Origin of the sequence: Algorimicrobium algoritergicola (assembly GCF_008086165.1) — a bacterium.
Classification (GTDB): Bacteria; Bacteroidota; Bacteroidia; order Flavobacteriales; family Flavobacteriaceae; genus Algorimicrobium; species Algorimicrobium algoritergicola.
This window is the reverse complement of record NZ_VSKL01000004.1, coordinates 57,031-72,081: the sequence shown is the minus strand read 5'-3', so window position 1 is coordinate 72,081 and position 15,051 is coordinate 57,031. Positions and strand designations below refer to the sequence as shown.

At 34.1% G+C, this 15,051-nt stretch carries 14 protein-coding genes; 3 read left to right on the top strand and 11 right to left on the bottom strand.

Annotated features, from left to right (window positions below):
- Positions 1–247: 247 nt before the first annotated feature.
- The 6 genes from ES675_RS10985 to ES675_RS10960 form a co-directional block, all read right to left on the bottom strand.
- Positions 248–1,978, bottom strand: coding sequence for an APC family permease (locus ES675_RS10985; RefSeq protein WP_066253342.1), 1,731 nt, complete (start codon positions 1,976–1,978; stop codon positions 248–250).
- 100 nt (positions 1,979–2,078) lie between these two features.
- Positions 2,079–3,620, bottom strand: a complete 1,542-nt coding sequence (locus tag ES675_RS10980; protein ID WP_066253390.1) for an acyl-CoA carboxylase subunit beta — start codon at positions 3,618–3,620, stop codon at positions 2,079–2,081.
- Between the two features lie 199 nt (positions 3,621–3,819).
- Positions 3,820–5,262 (bottom strand): acetyl-CoA carboxylase biotin carboxylase subunit, encoded by a 1,443-nt coding sequence (gene accC / locus ES675_RS10975; protein WP_066253346.1) that lies wholly within the window; start codon positions 5,260–5,262, stop codon positions 3,820–3,822.
- A 107-nt stretch (positions 5,263–5,369) separates the two neighbouring features.
- On the bottom strand, positions 5,370–5,855 hold the full coding sequence (locus ES675_RS10970) for an acetyl-CoA carboxylase biotin carboxyl carrier protein subunit (RefSeq protein ID WP_066253349.1): 486 nt from the start codon (positions 5,853–5,855) through the stop codon (positions 5,370–5,372).
- A 68-nt stretch (positions 5,856–5,923) separates the two neighbouring features.
- Positions 5,924–6,595, bottom strand: coding sequence for a PrsW family intramembrane metalloprotease (locus ES675_RS10965; RefSeq protein ID WP_066253353.1), 672 nt, complete (start codon positions 6,593–6,595; stop codon positions 5,924–5,926).
- A 27-nt stretch (positions 6,596–6,622) separates the two neighbouring features.
- Positions 6,623–7,174, bottom strand: coding sequence for an NUDIX hydrolase (locus tag ES675_RS10960; RefSeq protein ID WP_066253357.1), 552 nt, complete (start codon positions 7,172–7,174; stop codon positions 6,623–6,625).
- A 34-nt stretch (positions 7,175–7,208) separates the two neighbouring features.
- On the opposite strand from ES675_RS10960, the gene ES675_RS10955 reads away from it, so the two are divergent.
- Complete coding sequence (locus tag ES675_RS10955; RefSeq protein ID WP_231931304.1) at positions 7,209–9,650, top strand: penicillin acylase family protein; 2,442 nt, start codon at positions 7,209–7,211, stop codon at positions 9,648–9,650.
- Positions 9,651–9,801: 151 nt separating this feature from the next.
- Here the strand turns inward: ES675_RS10955 and ES675_RS10950 are convergent, their stop codons facing one another.
- The gene (locus tag ES675_RS10950; RefSeq protein WP_066253361.1) at positions 9,802–10,890 is read right to left on the bottom strand and encodes a M42 family metallopeptidase; all 1,089 of its coding nucleotides are present in this window, start codon (positions 10,888–10,890) and stop codon (positions 9,802–9,804) included.
- Positions 10,891–11,004: 114 nt separating this feature from the next.
- Between ES675_RS10950 and ES675_RS10945 the strand changes: the two genes are divergently transcribed.
- Positions 11,005–11,682, top strand: coding sequence for a DUF4294 domain-containing protein (locus ES675_RS10945; RefSeq protein ID WP_066253364.1), 678 nt, complete (start codon positions 11,005–11,007; stop codon positions 11,680–11,682).
- Entirely contained in the window at positions 11,682–12,308 is a 627-nt protein-coding gene (gene trhA, locus ES675_RS10940) for a PAQR family membrane homeostasis protein TrhA (protein ID WP_066253399.1), read from the top strand. Before ES675_RS10945 ends, trhA begins: the two co-directional genes overlap by 1 nt.
- 8 nt (positions 12,309–12,316) lie before the next feature.
- On the opposite strand, the gene ES675_RS10935 is transcribed toward trhA, so the two are convergent.
- From ES675_RS10935 to ES675_RS10920, 4 genes are all read right to left on the bottom strand, one after another.
- Positions 12,317–12,934: a MarC family protein gene (locus tag ES675_RS10935; protein ID WP_066253367.1), complete on the bottom strand. Its 618-nt coding sequence runs from the start codon at positions 12,932–12,934 to the stop codon at positions 12,317–12,319.
- A 200-nt stretch (positions 12,935–13,134) separates the two neighbouring features.
- Entirely contained in the window at positions 13,135–13,563 is a 429-nt protein-coding gene (locus tag ES675_RS10930; protein WP_066253370.1) for a DUF4268 domain-containing protein, read from the bottom strand.
- Between the two features lie 9 nt (positions 13,564–13,572).
- A complete protein-coding gene (locus ES675_RS10925; RefSeq protein ID WP_066253372.1) occupies positions 13,573–14,247 on the bottom strand; it encodes a ZIP family metal transporter in 675 nt (224 codons plus the stop codon).
- A complete protein-coding gene (locus tag ES675_RS10920) occupies positions 14,247–14,975 on the bottom strand; it encodes a class I SAM-dependent methyltransferase (protein WP_066253375.1) in 729 nt (242 codons plus the stop codon). Before ES675_RS10920 ends, ES675_RS10925 begins: the two co-directional genes overlap by 1 nt.
- Positions 14,976–15,051 lie beyond the last annotated feature (76 nt).

Sequence of the window (15,051 nt, the reverse complement as noted above, 5' to 3'; positions counted from 1 at the left end):
TTAGCGGTTGAAAGTTGGGACTAACAACTAATAAATTCATATAAATTTAATTAAATAATTCATTTTTAAAAGACAATCGATAGAAAGCTTTGATGTTTTAGCATACAAGTTTTATGCCATGAGGTTTTTTAAGGCTTCAAACGACAGCTGAAAATGGAGTTTAAAACACTGATTATTAGCGCTTAAAAGGGTTTTGAATTTATTGGTGAATCGGGACTATCAACACACCAATTAACTTGGTTTTGAATTAAATTATTAATCGAACATCACCTAAATCTTGAATTTTATACGGAAAAGTTTCACCTGGCGAACCGATAAACATAAAATTAATTGGGATATTGTATTTTTTCGATAATTCCCTAATCTTATCGGGGTTAAAGTGCCCTTCTTCTATTATAAAATCAATATGAATTTCAGGATAAGCGCGATCTAGAACAGAAATATCATTTTGTAAATTTTTAGGTATAACATAATCAGGCTTCAAAACGGTTACAATTTTCAGGCGTTTTGTATGTTCATTTTTCTGAATATATTGCAATACTTTATTTAAAGTAGAGACGTCATCATGGTTTGTGAAAAATACAAATTCTTGATTATTAATATGATGAATGGTCAGTAGGATTTTGTTGTTTAATTTTTCAAAAAGTGGTAGCTTGGAGGGTATTATATATTTTAAAAATTGTAAAAACCCTCTCAATATTTTAATCCGAAACAACATAAATCCGACTACTAATAAAGTAGGAATTAAGTATTCCATGAAAATAATTAAGTAAGGTGGATTTAAAACAATGTTTCCAATCAGCGCCAAAAGAACGCCTGCCATAGCTAAAATTAGAGCGCCTACACTTGCTTTTTCAGGTCTTGGTAAATTTTTTCTATTTATTTTCAATAGAATGTTGCCAATAGCAAATAGAATCATGACACTTAAAAACGCAATGGTATAAACACCGGCTAAAGCTTTTAAATTCCCTTGAGTAATAATTAATATGGTCACACATAGTATAAAGAAACTGATAAAAATAATATAAGAACTTCCGCTTTTATTTCGCTTAAGAAGAAACTTTGGTAAAATACGATCTAAAGCCATACGTTCTACCAAACCGCCAACACCCACGAAAGAGGTTAAAACCGCTCCACTTAATACCAGTACAGCGTCAATGGAAATAACGTAAAACAACCAATTTCCACCAGCTGTTTGACCTAAATAGGACAGTAACGTTTCTTCGTGGTTGCCAATAGTTGCAATAGGTATAATGGCTAAAGCTAAAAAGGCTATTAACGGATTGAAAACGGTAACAATAATCCACATATTGCGTAACGTTTTAGGAAATACACCAGCTTTCTGCTCTTCAACATAGTTGGCGGAACTTTCAAAACCACTAATCCCTAACATGGCAGCTGCAAAACCAAAAAATAAGGCCGTAGTTATACTACCTTCAATGGGATTTTTAAAATTGGCAAACAGGTTGTCCATTCCATTTTGAAATAAATAAATACCACAAAAGGCACATAATATGGTTAGCGATGTTAAATGAAAAATAAAAATGACGATCGCAACTTTAGATGATTCGCCAATACCCAAAATAACAATAGTCATAAATAGGGACAACAATCCAATGGTGCTGTAAATTATAGGGATACCAGTCCAAAGACTGTGTGCATATTTAACCGATTCACTGGCAGAAATAACCGCAGTTGCCATATAAGATAAAACGGTAAGCGCTGCAGCAAATGAGGCGGTCGATTTTTTAGTTGTATTCAGTAAGGCATTGTAAGCACCACCATTTAATGGTAAAGCACCAACAACTTCGCCGTAGATTTTCCGAAATAAAAAGAGAATTAACGCAACAATTAGTAGAGAAATCCAAGCATATTGTCCAGCATAAACAATGGCTAGTGCTGAAACATATAAACAAGATGAACTGATATCGTTTCCACAAATAGCAGTTGCAGCCAATTGGTTTAAACGTTTTTTCATAAAAAAGCACATAATGAGTCTATTAAAGATAATCATTATGTGCTTGGAATTTTTAAAAGCGTGTTAAGATTTATAATTTTAATTTAAACCCGTTACGTTTTTATAATGGAATATTCCCATGCTTTCGTTTTGGTTTTTCAACCTGTTTGTCCTCTAGCATTGCAAATGCTTTAATTAATTTACGTCTGGTAGTTTCTGGTAAAATGACTTCATCTATAAACCCACGTTGAGCAGCACTGTAAGGATTGGCAAATAAATTGGCATATTCCGCTTCTTTTTCTTTCCATTTAGCATCTTTATCATCAGCAGCATTAATTTCCTTTTTAAAGATAATTTCGGCTGCACCTTTGGCTCCCATAACGGCAATTTCGGCACTTGGCCAAGCATAATTCATATCAGCACCAATATGTTTGGAGTTCATAACATCATAAGCACCACCATACGCTTTTCTTGTAATAACTGTTATTCTTGGAACAGTTGCTTCGCTAAAAGCATACAGCAATTTGGCGCCATGAACAATAATACCATTCCATTCTTGATCTGTTCCTGGTAGAAAACCTGGTACATCTTCTAATACTAATAATGGAATATTAAAGGCATCGCAAAAGCGAACAAATCTCGCAGCTTTTTTGGCGCTATTTACATCTAAAACGCCAGCTAAAAACAGGGGCTGATTGGCAATAATACCAACACTTTTTCCACCTAATCTAGCAAAACCTACTATAATATTTTCGGCATAATCTTTATGAATGTCATAAAACGAATCCGTATCAATTATTCCCGAAATAACCGCATGCATATCATAAGGTTTATTCGCATTATCAGGAATGATTTGTGATAATTCATCACGCATTTCATCCGCTAATTCGAAAGGGAGATCCTTCGCTTTTTCCTGATTATTTTGAGGCAAATAGCTCAATAATTTTTTGATATCTTCTAAACATTCCACATCATTTGAAGACGTAATGTGGGCGACACCAGATTTTGTAGCATGTGCGCTGGCTCCACCTAATTCTTCACTGGTTACGTTTTCATTCGTAACTGTTTTAACCACATTGGGCCCAGTAACAAACATATAACTGGTATCTTGAACCATAAGTGTGAAATCTGTCATAGCTGGCGAATACACAGCACCTCCAGCACAAGGCCCCATAATAGCCGATAGCTGCGGAATGACGCCCGATGCTTGCACATTACGATAAAATATATCAGCATAACCGCCAAGTGAACGTACGCCTTCTTGAATTCGTGCGCCTCCAGAATCATTAAGTCCAATAATTGGTGCGCCAACTTTTACAGCTAAATCCATCACCTTGCATATTTTCTCCGCATGGGTTTCAGAAAGTGAACCTCCAAAAACCGTAAAATCCTGTGCAAAAACATAAATTAATCTGCCAGATACGGTTCCGTAACCTGTAACCACACCATCACCATAATATTGTTGCTTGTCCATGCCAAAATCTTTGGTTCGGTGTGTAACTAAAGCACCAATTTCTTCAAATGAACCCGTATCTAAAAGATATAAAACGCGCTCGCGAGCAGTTAGTTTTTTATTAGCATGTTGCTTTTCAATTCGTTTTTCGCCACCACCTAAATAGGCTAGGGCTAGTTTTTCGTTGAGGGTTTTTATTTTTGAATCCATATACTGTTTGTTGTTTCGTTGCCTGCCTGGCGAAGGAAGGTTTGTTGTATGGGTTTTTATTTTCTCGCCAAGTCGCAAAAGCGCAAAGCGGATTGATTAATTATTTTGTTATCGCAACAAAATGTTTTTTTCTTAACTGAACACTGAACACTGAACACTGAACACTGAACACTGAACACTGAACACTGAACACTGTTAACTATTTAACGGGTAATCGCAATAATTTTTGTTCTTCCAAATAATGTTTCACGGCAATCATTGCAGCAATTTTTGCTTCAGCTTCTTGGCTTTCCTTAAGTGCTTCTGGCGAATAATAGTTTTTTACAAAATGCGTATCGAAATTTCCAGAACGAAACGCTTCATGTTTGCAAACAAACGTTCCAAAAGGCAAAGTTGTTTCTATACCTTCAATTTGATAATCTGCAATGGCAGAAATCATGAGCTCTATAGCTTCTTCACGCGTTTTGCCGTAGGTAATGAGTTTAGAGAGCATGGGATCATAATAAATTGGAATATCCATACCTTCTTCAAAACCGTTGTCAACACGAATGTTTCTGCCAACAGGTAATTTATAAACTTCAAGATTTCCAACGCTAGGTAAAAAATCGTTTAAAGGATCTTCAGCATAGACACGTAATTCTAATGCGTGACCGGTTATTTTTAAATCCGTTTGATTGATTGGTAAAACTTCTCCTCGCGCTACACGAATTTGTAATTCCACTAAATCGGTATCTGTGATTAATTCGGTAACCGGATGTTCTACTTGCAACCGTGTATTCATTTCTAGAAAATAGAAATTATGATCGTCATCCAATAGAAATTCAACAGTTCCCGCGCCAAGATAATCACAAGCCTTGGCAACTTTTATAGCTGCTTCACCCATTTCATGGCGTAATTCAGGGGATAAGACGGATGAAGGTGCTTCTTCCACCACTTTTTGATGACGACGTTGAATACTACATTCGCGCTCAAACAGATGAATAATATTTCCATGTGCATCTGCCATAATCTGAATTTCAATATGGCGAGGTGAGGTAACATACTTTTCAATAAATACGGAACCATCACCAAAAGCAGACGTGGCTTCACTAATAGCACGATTCATTTGCGACTCGAAATCTGCTTCTTTTTCAACAATACGCATACCTTTTCCACCACCACCAGCAGAGGCTTTAATTAGAATGGGAAACCCGATTTTTTTAGCTATTTTTTTGGCTTCAGGAATATCCGTTATAGCTTCTTCGGTTCCAGGAACCATAGGAATGTTGTAGTGTTTCACAGCTTCTTTAGCGGCTAATTTACTACCCATAACTTTTATGGCTTTAGATTTTGGGCCAATAAAAATGATGTTATTAGCTTCACATGATTCAGCGAATTCTGCATTTTCCGAAAGAAATCCATACCCTGGGTGAATAGCATCTACATCAAGGCTTTTTGCAACTTCAATAATTTTGTCACCTAATAAATAGGATTGGTTAGAAGGTGCTTCACCTATTAAAACAGCTTCGTCTGCATATTTTACGTGTGGTGCATTCCGGTCTATAGTTGAATAAACAGCAACCGTTTTAATGCCCATTTTTTTTGCTGTTCGCATGACACGAATAGCAATTTCACCACGATTTGCAATTAGTATTTTTTTTATCGATAAATTTATTATCGTTCCTGTGGTAACAGGAATCTTATTTTTTATTATGTGTTCCCTATAGGGATAATTCTTTTTTCAAGCGAATAACGTGTACGCCTTAAATTTTATTCAAATTCAATTAATAGTTGATTTTTATCAACGGCATCTCCTTGATTTACGGAAATCGATTTTATGACACCGCTTCTAGGTGATGTAATCACGTTTTCCATTTTCATGGCTTCCAAAATAAGTAAGGTATCATCTTCATGTACTTCTTGTCCTACTTTTACCGCTATATCCAAAATCAATCCTGGCATAGGTGCTTTAATATCGTTCACTTGTTTAGAAGCACCAATTTCGAAACCTAACTCTTTTATAAGTACATCTAAATAATCTTCAATGGCAATTTGATACATGGTGCCATTAATTTTTATTTGATATTGTTTCGCATTAAAATTACTTTGTAAAATTTCAGCTTTATACGATTTGTTTTTGCTTAATATATGATAGTTGTTGGCACTTTCTTTAATACTGTCAAGTGCTTCAACAGACTCCTGTTGTAGATCGAAATCGTAGATGTTGTTAACTTTTGTACGGTAAGTTTGACTCATTGATTTAATTTTAGAAGTGTAAATATAAGGAATATGAACCGTTTTGTTCAAACGGTTTTTAGATTTTACTAGAGTTTAAAATGTGAATTGTCTTGATGACGTTTAATGGCATTTCGGGATAAAACAAGACCAATAAATAAAGATACAAAAGCGCCAACCCAAATACCAGGTATAAAATCGATAAACAGGAAAAAATCGTAAGCACCATGAAAGATAATGGCTAACATTAATCCAAATACATTAAGCAGTCTTTTATTTTTTGAAAACTTGGCTTTCCCCATATAATAACCCATTAATATCCCAAAGGTTGCATGAGCTGGAATGGCCGTAAAGGCTCGTAAAAACGCTGCTTCAAAACCGCCTTCCAATACATACATAATGTTTTCAGTAGCCGCAAATCCCATGGAAACCATTACGGCATATACAATCCCATCAAAAGGTTCGTTAAAAGCATCTTTTGGTTGGGCATAATAACGAACGATAATATATTTGCTAAATTCTTCTGTTAAACCGACAACGAAAAAGGCTCTTATAAACATATGAAGAACACTTGCTTTATCTAGGAAGAAGTAATAATCAAATAAAATATATAATATGGTTGTTAAAATTACACTAACAAATGCACCGAAAAGAAAGGAGTAAAAGAGTAGGAGCTTCGGCTCTTTCTCATACTTATCTTTTAAATAAATATAGAGGATGATGATGCAAACAGGCGCAATGGCGACTAGGAATAAATTCATGGTTGAAAAGTAAATAAAAATTGGGACTTACAGCGTGACCGATGTTATGGCTTTTAAAACCGTTTTATAATACCCAATATTCGTAGCCACAAAGTAACCGTTCGTTGTACTTTGCTCTAAAAGGGATTTAAACTGATTAAGCGTTACTAATTGCAAAGCTTCAACTTCGCCAAGTTGGGGTTTTAAATTTTCAATGGGAACTTGTAATTTCGCTATATAAGTATGGTGAAATTCATTATCAATTATCCCATTTTCATAGCTTTGAAAACAAGGAAAAACATCAATTTTATGCAAATCCGTTTGCGTAATTATCAATCCAATTTCTTCGTGTATTTCCCGAATAGCAGCTTCTTCAATTGTTTCGCCAGCATCTACATGTCCAGCAACGGAAACATCCCATAGCAATGGATAAATAACTTTACTTGCTGCACGCTGTGCTAATAATATCTGTCCATCTTCCGTATAAAACCAAATATGTGCTGTATTGTGATAATATCCTTTACTATGAATTTCCGATTTTAATGCGGTTTTTCCCGTTGGTTTTCCCGTTTTGGTTACGATGTCAATATTTTCTTCCATGCACTAATTGGTTTTCGAACTAGGTGCAAATTTAATGAAGATAAACACAAAAGGTATTATATTTACAGATTACCTCCATACATCCAAATTTATTATGATTAAAAAGATTTTAAAAGTTTTAGTTTTTTTAGTACTACTTATTTTAATTAGTGGTTTTGTCTATACGCGCTATCAAAAACCAACCTATTCTGGAACCATTGATTTAAAAAACATTTCAGAAGGTACAGAAGCTTATTTTGATGCCTATGGTATTCCGCATATATATGCCAATAATAATTTAGACGCCATGACTGCTTTAGGGTATTTGCATGCGCAAGATAGATTATGGCAAATGGAATTAATGAAACGGATTGCGCCAGGTAATTTGTCGGAAATTTTAGGAGAAAAATTAATTCAAACAGATAAATTTTTTAAAACATTATCTGTTGATGAAGCCACAGAAATGGCCATAAGTAAGCTTGATAAAACAGGCGAACCCTATTTAGAAGCCATGGCTTATTTAGATGGAATCAACCAATTTATAGACGAAGGACCAACACCCATAGAATTTACTTTGGCAGGCGTAGAGAAAGAATATTTTACATTAACTGATATCTACAATGTTTTCGGATATATGGCGTTTAGTTTTGCACAAGCTCAAAAAACAGATCCAGTAATTACCAATATCAAGCAAAAGTTAGGTGATGATTATCTTCTGGATCTAGATGTGCTGCCTAATAGTCAAACAACACTTATAAAGAATAGCGTAGAACTACCTGAAACGGTTTTAGATAACATAGCACAAAACATCCATGCTGTCACAGAAAACCTGCCAATTCCGTTATTTATAGGAAGTAATAGTTGGGTTATTTCGCCAAGTAAAACCAAGTCTGGTCGTGTTATTTTAGCTAACGATCCACATATTGCATATTCACAACCTTCGGTTTGGTATGAAGCGCACATTACAACACCTAATCGCGAAATTTACGGTTATTATCTGGCTGGAATTCCATTTCCTGTTTTAGGTCATAATAGAGACTATGCGTATGGAATTACCATGTTTGAAAACGATGATATAGATTTTTATAAAGAAGAAAATCATCCAACGGATTCTACGCTTTATAAAACAGCAGATGGTTATAAAAAATATACCTATACGACTAAAACTATTCAGGTGAAGGATCAAGACCCAATTGATTTGGTGGTCAAAAAATCATATCATGGACCGATAATGACGGATGTTCAAGATGAAATTATTGGAGATAGCCCCATTGCCATTCAATGGGTTTATACACAATTAGAAAATAATCTTCTTGATGCTATTTATAAAATTTCGCATGCAAAAAATATGAGTGAAGCCAAAGAAGGTGCCTCTTTAATTCATGCACCAGGTTTAAATATCATGTATGGAGATGCCAAAGGTAACGTAGCATGGTGGGCAACAGGTAAGCTTTATAAACACAAGCCTCACGTGAATCCGAAGTTTATTTTAAATGGCGCATCTGGTGAAGATGATCCTATTGAATATTTAGATTTTAAGGATAACCCTATGGCCGAAAATCCAAATTGGGGCTATGTGTATTCAGCAAATAATCAACCAGATTCTACTGCAAATATGTTATATCCTGGTTACTATTTACCTGAAAACAGAGCCAAACGTATTGTTGCGTTATTAGATCCAAAAAATGATTGGGATATAGAAAGTACTACTAAAATGATGAATGATGTTACATCACCAGTTCATTTAGACATCATTCAGCATGTTTCGAATTATATTTCAAATTCTGATTTAAACGAACAAGAAATAGCCGCTTTAGAGGTTTTAAAAAGCTGGAAAGGTAATAGTAATACAGATGAAGTTGCACCAACAATTTACACCAAGTTTATCTTTCGTTATTTAGAAAATACCTATAAAGATGAATTAGGCGAAACACTTTTTAATCAATTATTAAAAACTCATTTGATAAAAAGAACCATTATTAAGCAACTCGTTAATGATGAGTCTATATGGTGGAATAATACAGCAACGAATACCACAGAAACTAAAAGTGCTATTTTAACCCAATCCTTAAAAGAAACAGTTGCGGCTTTAAATACGCAGCTAGGAACAGATATAAACGCTTGGACTTGGGGAAAAGTGCATACTTTGGAACACAACCATGCTTTAAGTGCTGTTGAAGCTTTAAAACCGGTATTTAATGTTGGTCCATTTCCTGCGGAAGGCAATAAAGAAGTTATAAATAATATATTATTTGACTATACAGATTCTGGTTTATATGAAGCAAAAGGTGGGCCTTCTACGCGACGTATTATAGATTTCTCGGATGTTGAAAATAGCATGAGTATTTTACCAACCGGTCAATCTGGAAATCCGTTTAGTGAACATTATTCAGATCAAGCAGCCATGTATATCAATGGAGAATTTAGAAAAATGCTACTTAATAAAGAGGAGATAATGGAGCAGTCCAGAAAAATTGAATTTGTGCCAGCAAAATAAAATACTGTCAAAACGAAGAACTATTTGAGGAGTGTTTATAATTTGTCAAACTGAACGCAGTCGAAGTTTTATTATTTGAAAACTAAAACATTTCGACTTCGCTCAATGTGACATTTAGAGCTAAATAGCTTTTTCTATGCTATAACTCCTTCTATTTAAAATACGAATACGTTTCGCCTTCTTTCATTTTCAATAATGTTTCATAAATCATTTTAATGACATTTTCAACATCGTCTCTATGAACCATTTCCACCGTTGTATGCATATAACGCAGCGGTAACGAAATTAGGGCAGAAGGTACGCCACCATTGCTATAAGCAAAGGCATCTGTATCTGTTCCTGTTGCTCTAGATAGTGCAGCACGTTGAAAAGGAATCTTTTTCTCTTCGGCCGTTTCCGTGATTAAATCCCGAAGTTTTTGTTGTACAGCTGGTGCATACGCAATAACAGGACCCGAGCCTAATTCTACAAAACCTTGAGCCTTTTGGTCTATCATTGGTGTCGTTGTATCATGCGTAACATCGGTTACAATAGCCACATTAGGTTTTATAGTTTGAGTGATCATTTCGGCACCACGTAAACCAATTTCTTCTTGAACCGAGTTGGTAATATATAAACCGAATGGTAGTGTTTTCTTGTTTTCCTTTAAAAGTCTCGCTACTTCTGCAATCATAAATCCACCCATACGGTTATCTAAAGCACGACAAACAAATTTATCGTTATTAAGAATATGAAATTCATCAGGATAGGTAATAACACAACCTACATGGATGTCCATTTTTTCCACTCCAGCTTTGTCTTTTGCGCCAACATCAATACAAATATTATCAGGTTTTGGTGCTTCCTCTTTAGCTTTGTTTCTCGTATGAATTGCAGGCCATCCAAAAACGCCTTTTACAATGCCATTTTTTGTATGAATATTAACCACCTTACTCGGTGCAATTTGATGATCACTACCACCATTACGAACCACATAAATTAATCCATTATCTGAAATATAGTTAACATACCAAGAAATCTCATCTGCATGTCCTTCAATAACCACCTTATATTTAGCATCCGGGTTTATAATACCAACCGCTGTTCCATAGGTATCCGTAATAAACTCATCTACATACGGTTTTAGGTAGTCCATCCATATTTTCTGACCTTCCCACTCATAACCCGTTGGTGATGCATTATTTAAATATTTCTCTAGAAAGTCCATCGACTTTTTATTCAGTATACTCTTTTTTGCCATCTGTATTATTTTTGCACTAAAATAACAATATTAATACTATTTTAAGGTTAAAGGGTTTTTAAATTATTAATTTTACACTTCCAATTTGGAACGATTTTGGATTCAATTTAAGCTATGAAAGTAATTGTCTACTTATTTTTAGTTTTTCCCATGATACTTTTTGCTCAAATAGAGGAGGAGGTTCAGGATTCTACAGACGTTTTTTATATCCTTGTTGAAGGCGATTCAATACCTAAAACAGCTATTAATCTGAATGAAGTGATGTTGCTTCATCGCTTAAAATTTAATAGTGATGAAGATCGGAAACGGTATTTAGTTATTAGGCGAAAAACTATTAAAGTCTATCCGTATGCTAAACTAGCATCTGAACGTTTGGAATCTTTAAGTGAACGTTTAAATAGTTTAGAACGTGAAAGTGAAAAGCGACGCTATGCTAAATTAATTCAGAAATATATTGAAGATGAATTTTCAGCCGAATTGAAAAAACTCACCAAAACGGAAGGACAAATTCTTGTAAAATTAATTCACAGACAAACAGGCGTAACGACATTCGATTTAATAAAAGACTTGCGCAGTGGTTGGCGCGCCTTTTGGTTTAATAATACGGCATTACTATTTAATATATCTCTAAAAGAAGAATTTGATCCTTGGAATGTTAAAGAAGATTATTTAATTGAAGATGTTCTAGAACGTAATTTCCAAAGCGGTCGTTTGGAACGTCAAGAGTCTGCTTTAGATTTCGATTTTTATGAATTAACCAACAAATGGCTCAACGCCAAAGAAATGCCCTAATGCGCTTACAAACTCCCTTTGAAGAACGATTAAACAGTTTAACTCATGCGCTTGGAGCGCTTACAGGTATTGCCGCATTAGTGTTGTTAATACTGTATAATTCTGACAAAACCGACTACAGTTTATTTAGCGTCATAGTTTACGGGCTAACCTTAATTTTGCTGTTTAGTTCTTCTACTTTATATCATTTTGTAGAATCTGATAAGCCCAAACATTATTTGCGTATTCTGGATCATATTAGTATTTACTTTTTAATAGCCGGAACCTATACGCCAGTTGCTTTAATTACACTTGAAGCCAGTAAAGGGTGGTATTTATTTTGGACGGTTTGGGCAATTACAGCACTCGGACTTGTTTTAAAAGTTTTTTTCACGGGAAAATTCGAATTCTTTTCCGTTTTGCTTTACCTAATAATGGGATGGCTCGTTATATTTGATTTCAGTTATTTATCAGAGAATTTAGGAGCTACAGGACTTTACTGGTTGTTTGCAGGTGGCTTTGCCTATACAGCTGGTATTTTATTTTATGCAATTGATAAAATAAAATTCAACCATGTAATCTGGCATCTTTTCGTTTTAGCTGGTGCTATTTGCCATTTTATTATGGTTTTCTTTTACGTGATTTAAACCTAAAATTAAGGTAGGTGGAATGTGATTTTAATCCCTTCAATAATCATGTTGGTTCCAATAATAGCAATAATTAAACCCATAATCTTTCCAACTACAGAAATCACGTTATTGCCAATTTTGCGCACTATAAAATCGCTTAAACTGAACGTGATATACGTTAGCAAACACATAACAGCAAAAATTAATAGTACCAATCCTATTTTTAAAGCATTGGCATCCGATACAAAGTTCATAGCCGTAACAATAGTTCCAGGCCCAGCTAGAATAGGAATAGCTAATGGTGAAACAGCAATATTTTCGTCAATATGCGTGTTTTTTAAATTTTTAATGCTTGATTTTTTCGATTGAAGCATATCAAAACCGACATAGAAAATTAAAATACCACCTGTAATTTTAAAAGCAGGAATAGTAAGTCCAAATAATTCAAAAATGGTTTTACCAAGAATCACAAAAATTGCCACAATAATAAATGCAATTAAAACCGCACGTTTACTGATACGCAACTTGGTTTCCTTATCTGCATTTCCAACGAGTGATAGGAAAATAGGCAAATTAGAAATCGGATTCATAATAGCAAAGAATCCAGTAAATACCGTTATTGAAAAAGTAACAAGATGATCCATTATCTAATAATAATTAATATTTTTTTAGTCTCAATAAACACTGTTTTGAAACATGATTTTTTAAGGCTGCAAAGGTAGGAAATCAACGTGATATAATCAGCTGAAAATCACGTTTTAAATTATAATTTCCTTGAATCCATAAAAGTTACGAAAACACGATGTTATATAGGCTTTGTAGAAGAAGTCAGTTGAGAATATAATTAGGGCGTTATAACCTCTCTATAATCTTCAAAAAAGGATTCAAAACGACTCATGGTATCGTTCAGAAATACCATAACGTCTTGCCAGGTATTTTTGTTATGAATGGATACTTTTTGTTCTAAAGGAACGTAAATTCGGGAGATTTCTTTACCATTTTCTAAATAGTATTCTTCTTCAAAAATAGCAAGCGGTAAATAATCATCAATTAGTATGGTTTTTAAAGTCTCTAATTTTTCCCAAATATTGATGCGGTTCTCCAAATCATCCTCTAAATCGATTGAAACCATAGCGTGTTTCGTATCAAAATGGAATTTAAAACTCATCCCTTTTATTTTCGTGTCGTATAAAATCCATTTTCTAGGAAAGGATTTCCCAAAACTGGTCCAGAATAATTGTCGGAGTTGTCTAGATTCTTCTTTTGAAAACATAAAGCAATATTAAATCATATAAGCTGCTGCAATGCCTAAAACGATTGCTATTAACTTGGTGAGATTAAATTTATGACCTTCACCACTTTCAAATAAAATAGTGGTTGAAATGTGTAAAAAGATACCAATTACAATGGCATTTATAGCACTAATATAGTGCGTAGCAATATTTGCGTGATTAGAAATGTAAGTTCCTAAAGGTGTCATAGCCGCAAAAATTATTAGAAAGGAAATGACTTGAAATTTAGTAGCTTTTGAATGGATTAAAAAACCCGTAATAACTGTAGCAATGGGAATTTTATGAACAAGAACACCATACACCATATCATTGTGTTCATGAATTGGAAAACCTTCTAAAAAGCTATGAATACATAAACTTATAAATAATGCCCAAGGAAATTTGTCATCATGATTATGAACGTGAACATGACCATGTTCTGCGCCTTTGGAAAAGAATTCTAAAATTATTTGAATTAGAATTCCAAACATAATATAGAGTCCAGTCTCTTTGGCATCTAAATGATGATATACTTCCGGTAATAATTCAAAAAGGGTTAAGGCTAATAGAAAGGCTCCACTAAAAGCAAGTAGCAATTTGAAGTTAAAATAGGCTTTTTTGCGTGTTAAAATAACCAAGGCAGCACCAATAATAACCGCTAATATGGGTAATATATAGTGTAACATTATTTAAAAATCATAATTAAACGTTCAGAGGTATTTTTATTGAATTTATTTAATTTATAATCTCCAAAAATATCTAATAAATAGACGCCTGCTTGATCAAACAGCTCTTGAAAATCATCTAAAGTAAACGCGCGCACACGTTCTTGAAATTGATAGTTTTCCCCAGCATCTTTAAACTGAATATCTTTTATAATATAGCCATTTTGAACAGAACGTTTCAAATGAAACTCAATTCCTTCAATCGTTTTAGTTTCTTCAGGAACTAAATTATCAATGACAAAGTCGCTATTCATAAAATCTATAACCCCAAACCCTGTTTCATTTAAATCAGCTTGAATGGCTTGAATGGTTCTTAAGTTATCCGCTTCATTTTCAAAATATCCAAAACTAGTAAACAAATTAAAAACAGCATCAAACTGCTTATTAAAAGGTTTACACATATCATGAACTTGAAAATTTAAGGTTTCGTTTTCAAATTGTTTAGCGTGATCTATGCTGTTTTCAGATAAATCTGCACCTGTAACATGATAACCTAAAGAATTTAAATATATAGCATGACGGCCTTTTCCGCATGCTAAATCTAGAATTTCACCATCTTCTGGTAGATTCAAATAATTGGTTAAAGTATCCATAAATAGCTGTGCCTCGCTATTATCTCTATCTTTATAAAGTATGTGATAATATGGTGTGTCAAACCAAGAAGCAAACCATTGTGCTGTGTTTTCCATAGAAGTTTTCCCAATGCTGGGATTTGATCTTTTAATAATTATTTAGTCACCCAAAAAAATGTCTTTGTTGAGTAAA

Coding starts and splice junctions, on each gene's coding strand:
- trhA (WP_066253399.1), top strand. CDS start 11,682: ATGCGCTTACAAACTCCCTTTGAAGAACGATTAAACAGTTTAACTCAT.
- ES675_RS10950 (WP_066253361.1), bottom strand. CDS start 10,890: ATGGCAAAAAAGAGTATACTGAATAAAAAGTCGATGGACTTTCTAGAG.
- ES675_RS10945 (WP_066253364.1), top strand. CDS start 11,005: ATGAAAGTAATTGTCTACTTATTTTTAGTTTTTCCCATGATACTTTTT.
- ES675_RS10980 (WP_066253390.1), bottom strand. CDS start 3,620: ATGGATTCAAAAATAAAAACCCTCAACGAAAAACTAGCCCTAGCCTAT.
- ES675_RS10935 (WP_066253367.1), bottom strand. CDS start 12,934: ATGGATCATCTTGTTACTTTTTCAATAACGGTATTTACTGGATTCTTT.
- ES675_RS10930 (WP_066253370.1), bottom strand. CDS start 13,563: ATGTTTTCAAAAGAAGAATCTAGACAACTCCGACAATTATTCTGGACC.
- ES675_RS10970 (WP_066253349.1), bottom strand. CDS start 5,855: ATGAGTCAAACTTACCGTACAAAAGTTAACAACATCTACGATTTCGAT.
- ES675_RS10920 (WP_066253375.1), bottom strand. CDS start 14,975: ATGGAAAACACAGCACAATGGTTTGCTTCTTGGTTTGACACACCATAT.
- ES675_RS10985 (WP_066253342.1), bottom strand. CDS start 1,978: ATGAAAAAACGTTTAAACCAATTGGCTGCAACTGCTATTTGTGGAAAC.
- ES675_RS10960 (WP_066253357.1), bottom strand. CDS start 7,174: ATGGAAGAAAATATTGACATCGTAACCAAAACGGGAAAACCAACGGGA.
- ES675_RS10955 (WP_231931304.1), top strand. CDS start 7,209: ATGAAGATAAACACAAAAGGTATTATATTTACAGATTACCTCCATACA.
- ES675_RS10965 (WP_066253353.1), bottom strand. CDS start 6,595: ATGAATTTATTCCTAGTCGCCATTGCGCCTGTTTGCATCATCATCCTC.
- ES675_RS10925 (WP_066253372.1), bottom strand. CDS start 14,247: ATGTTACACTATATATTACCCATATTAGCGGTTATTATTGGTGCTGCC.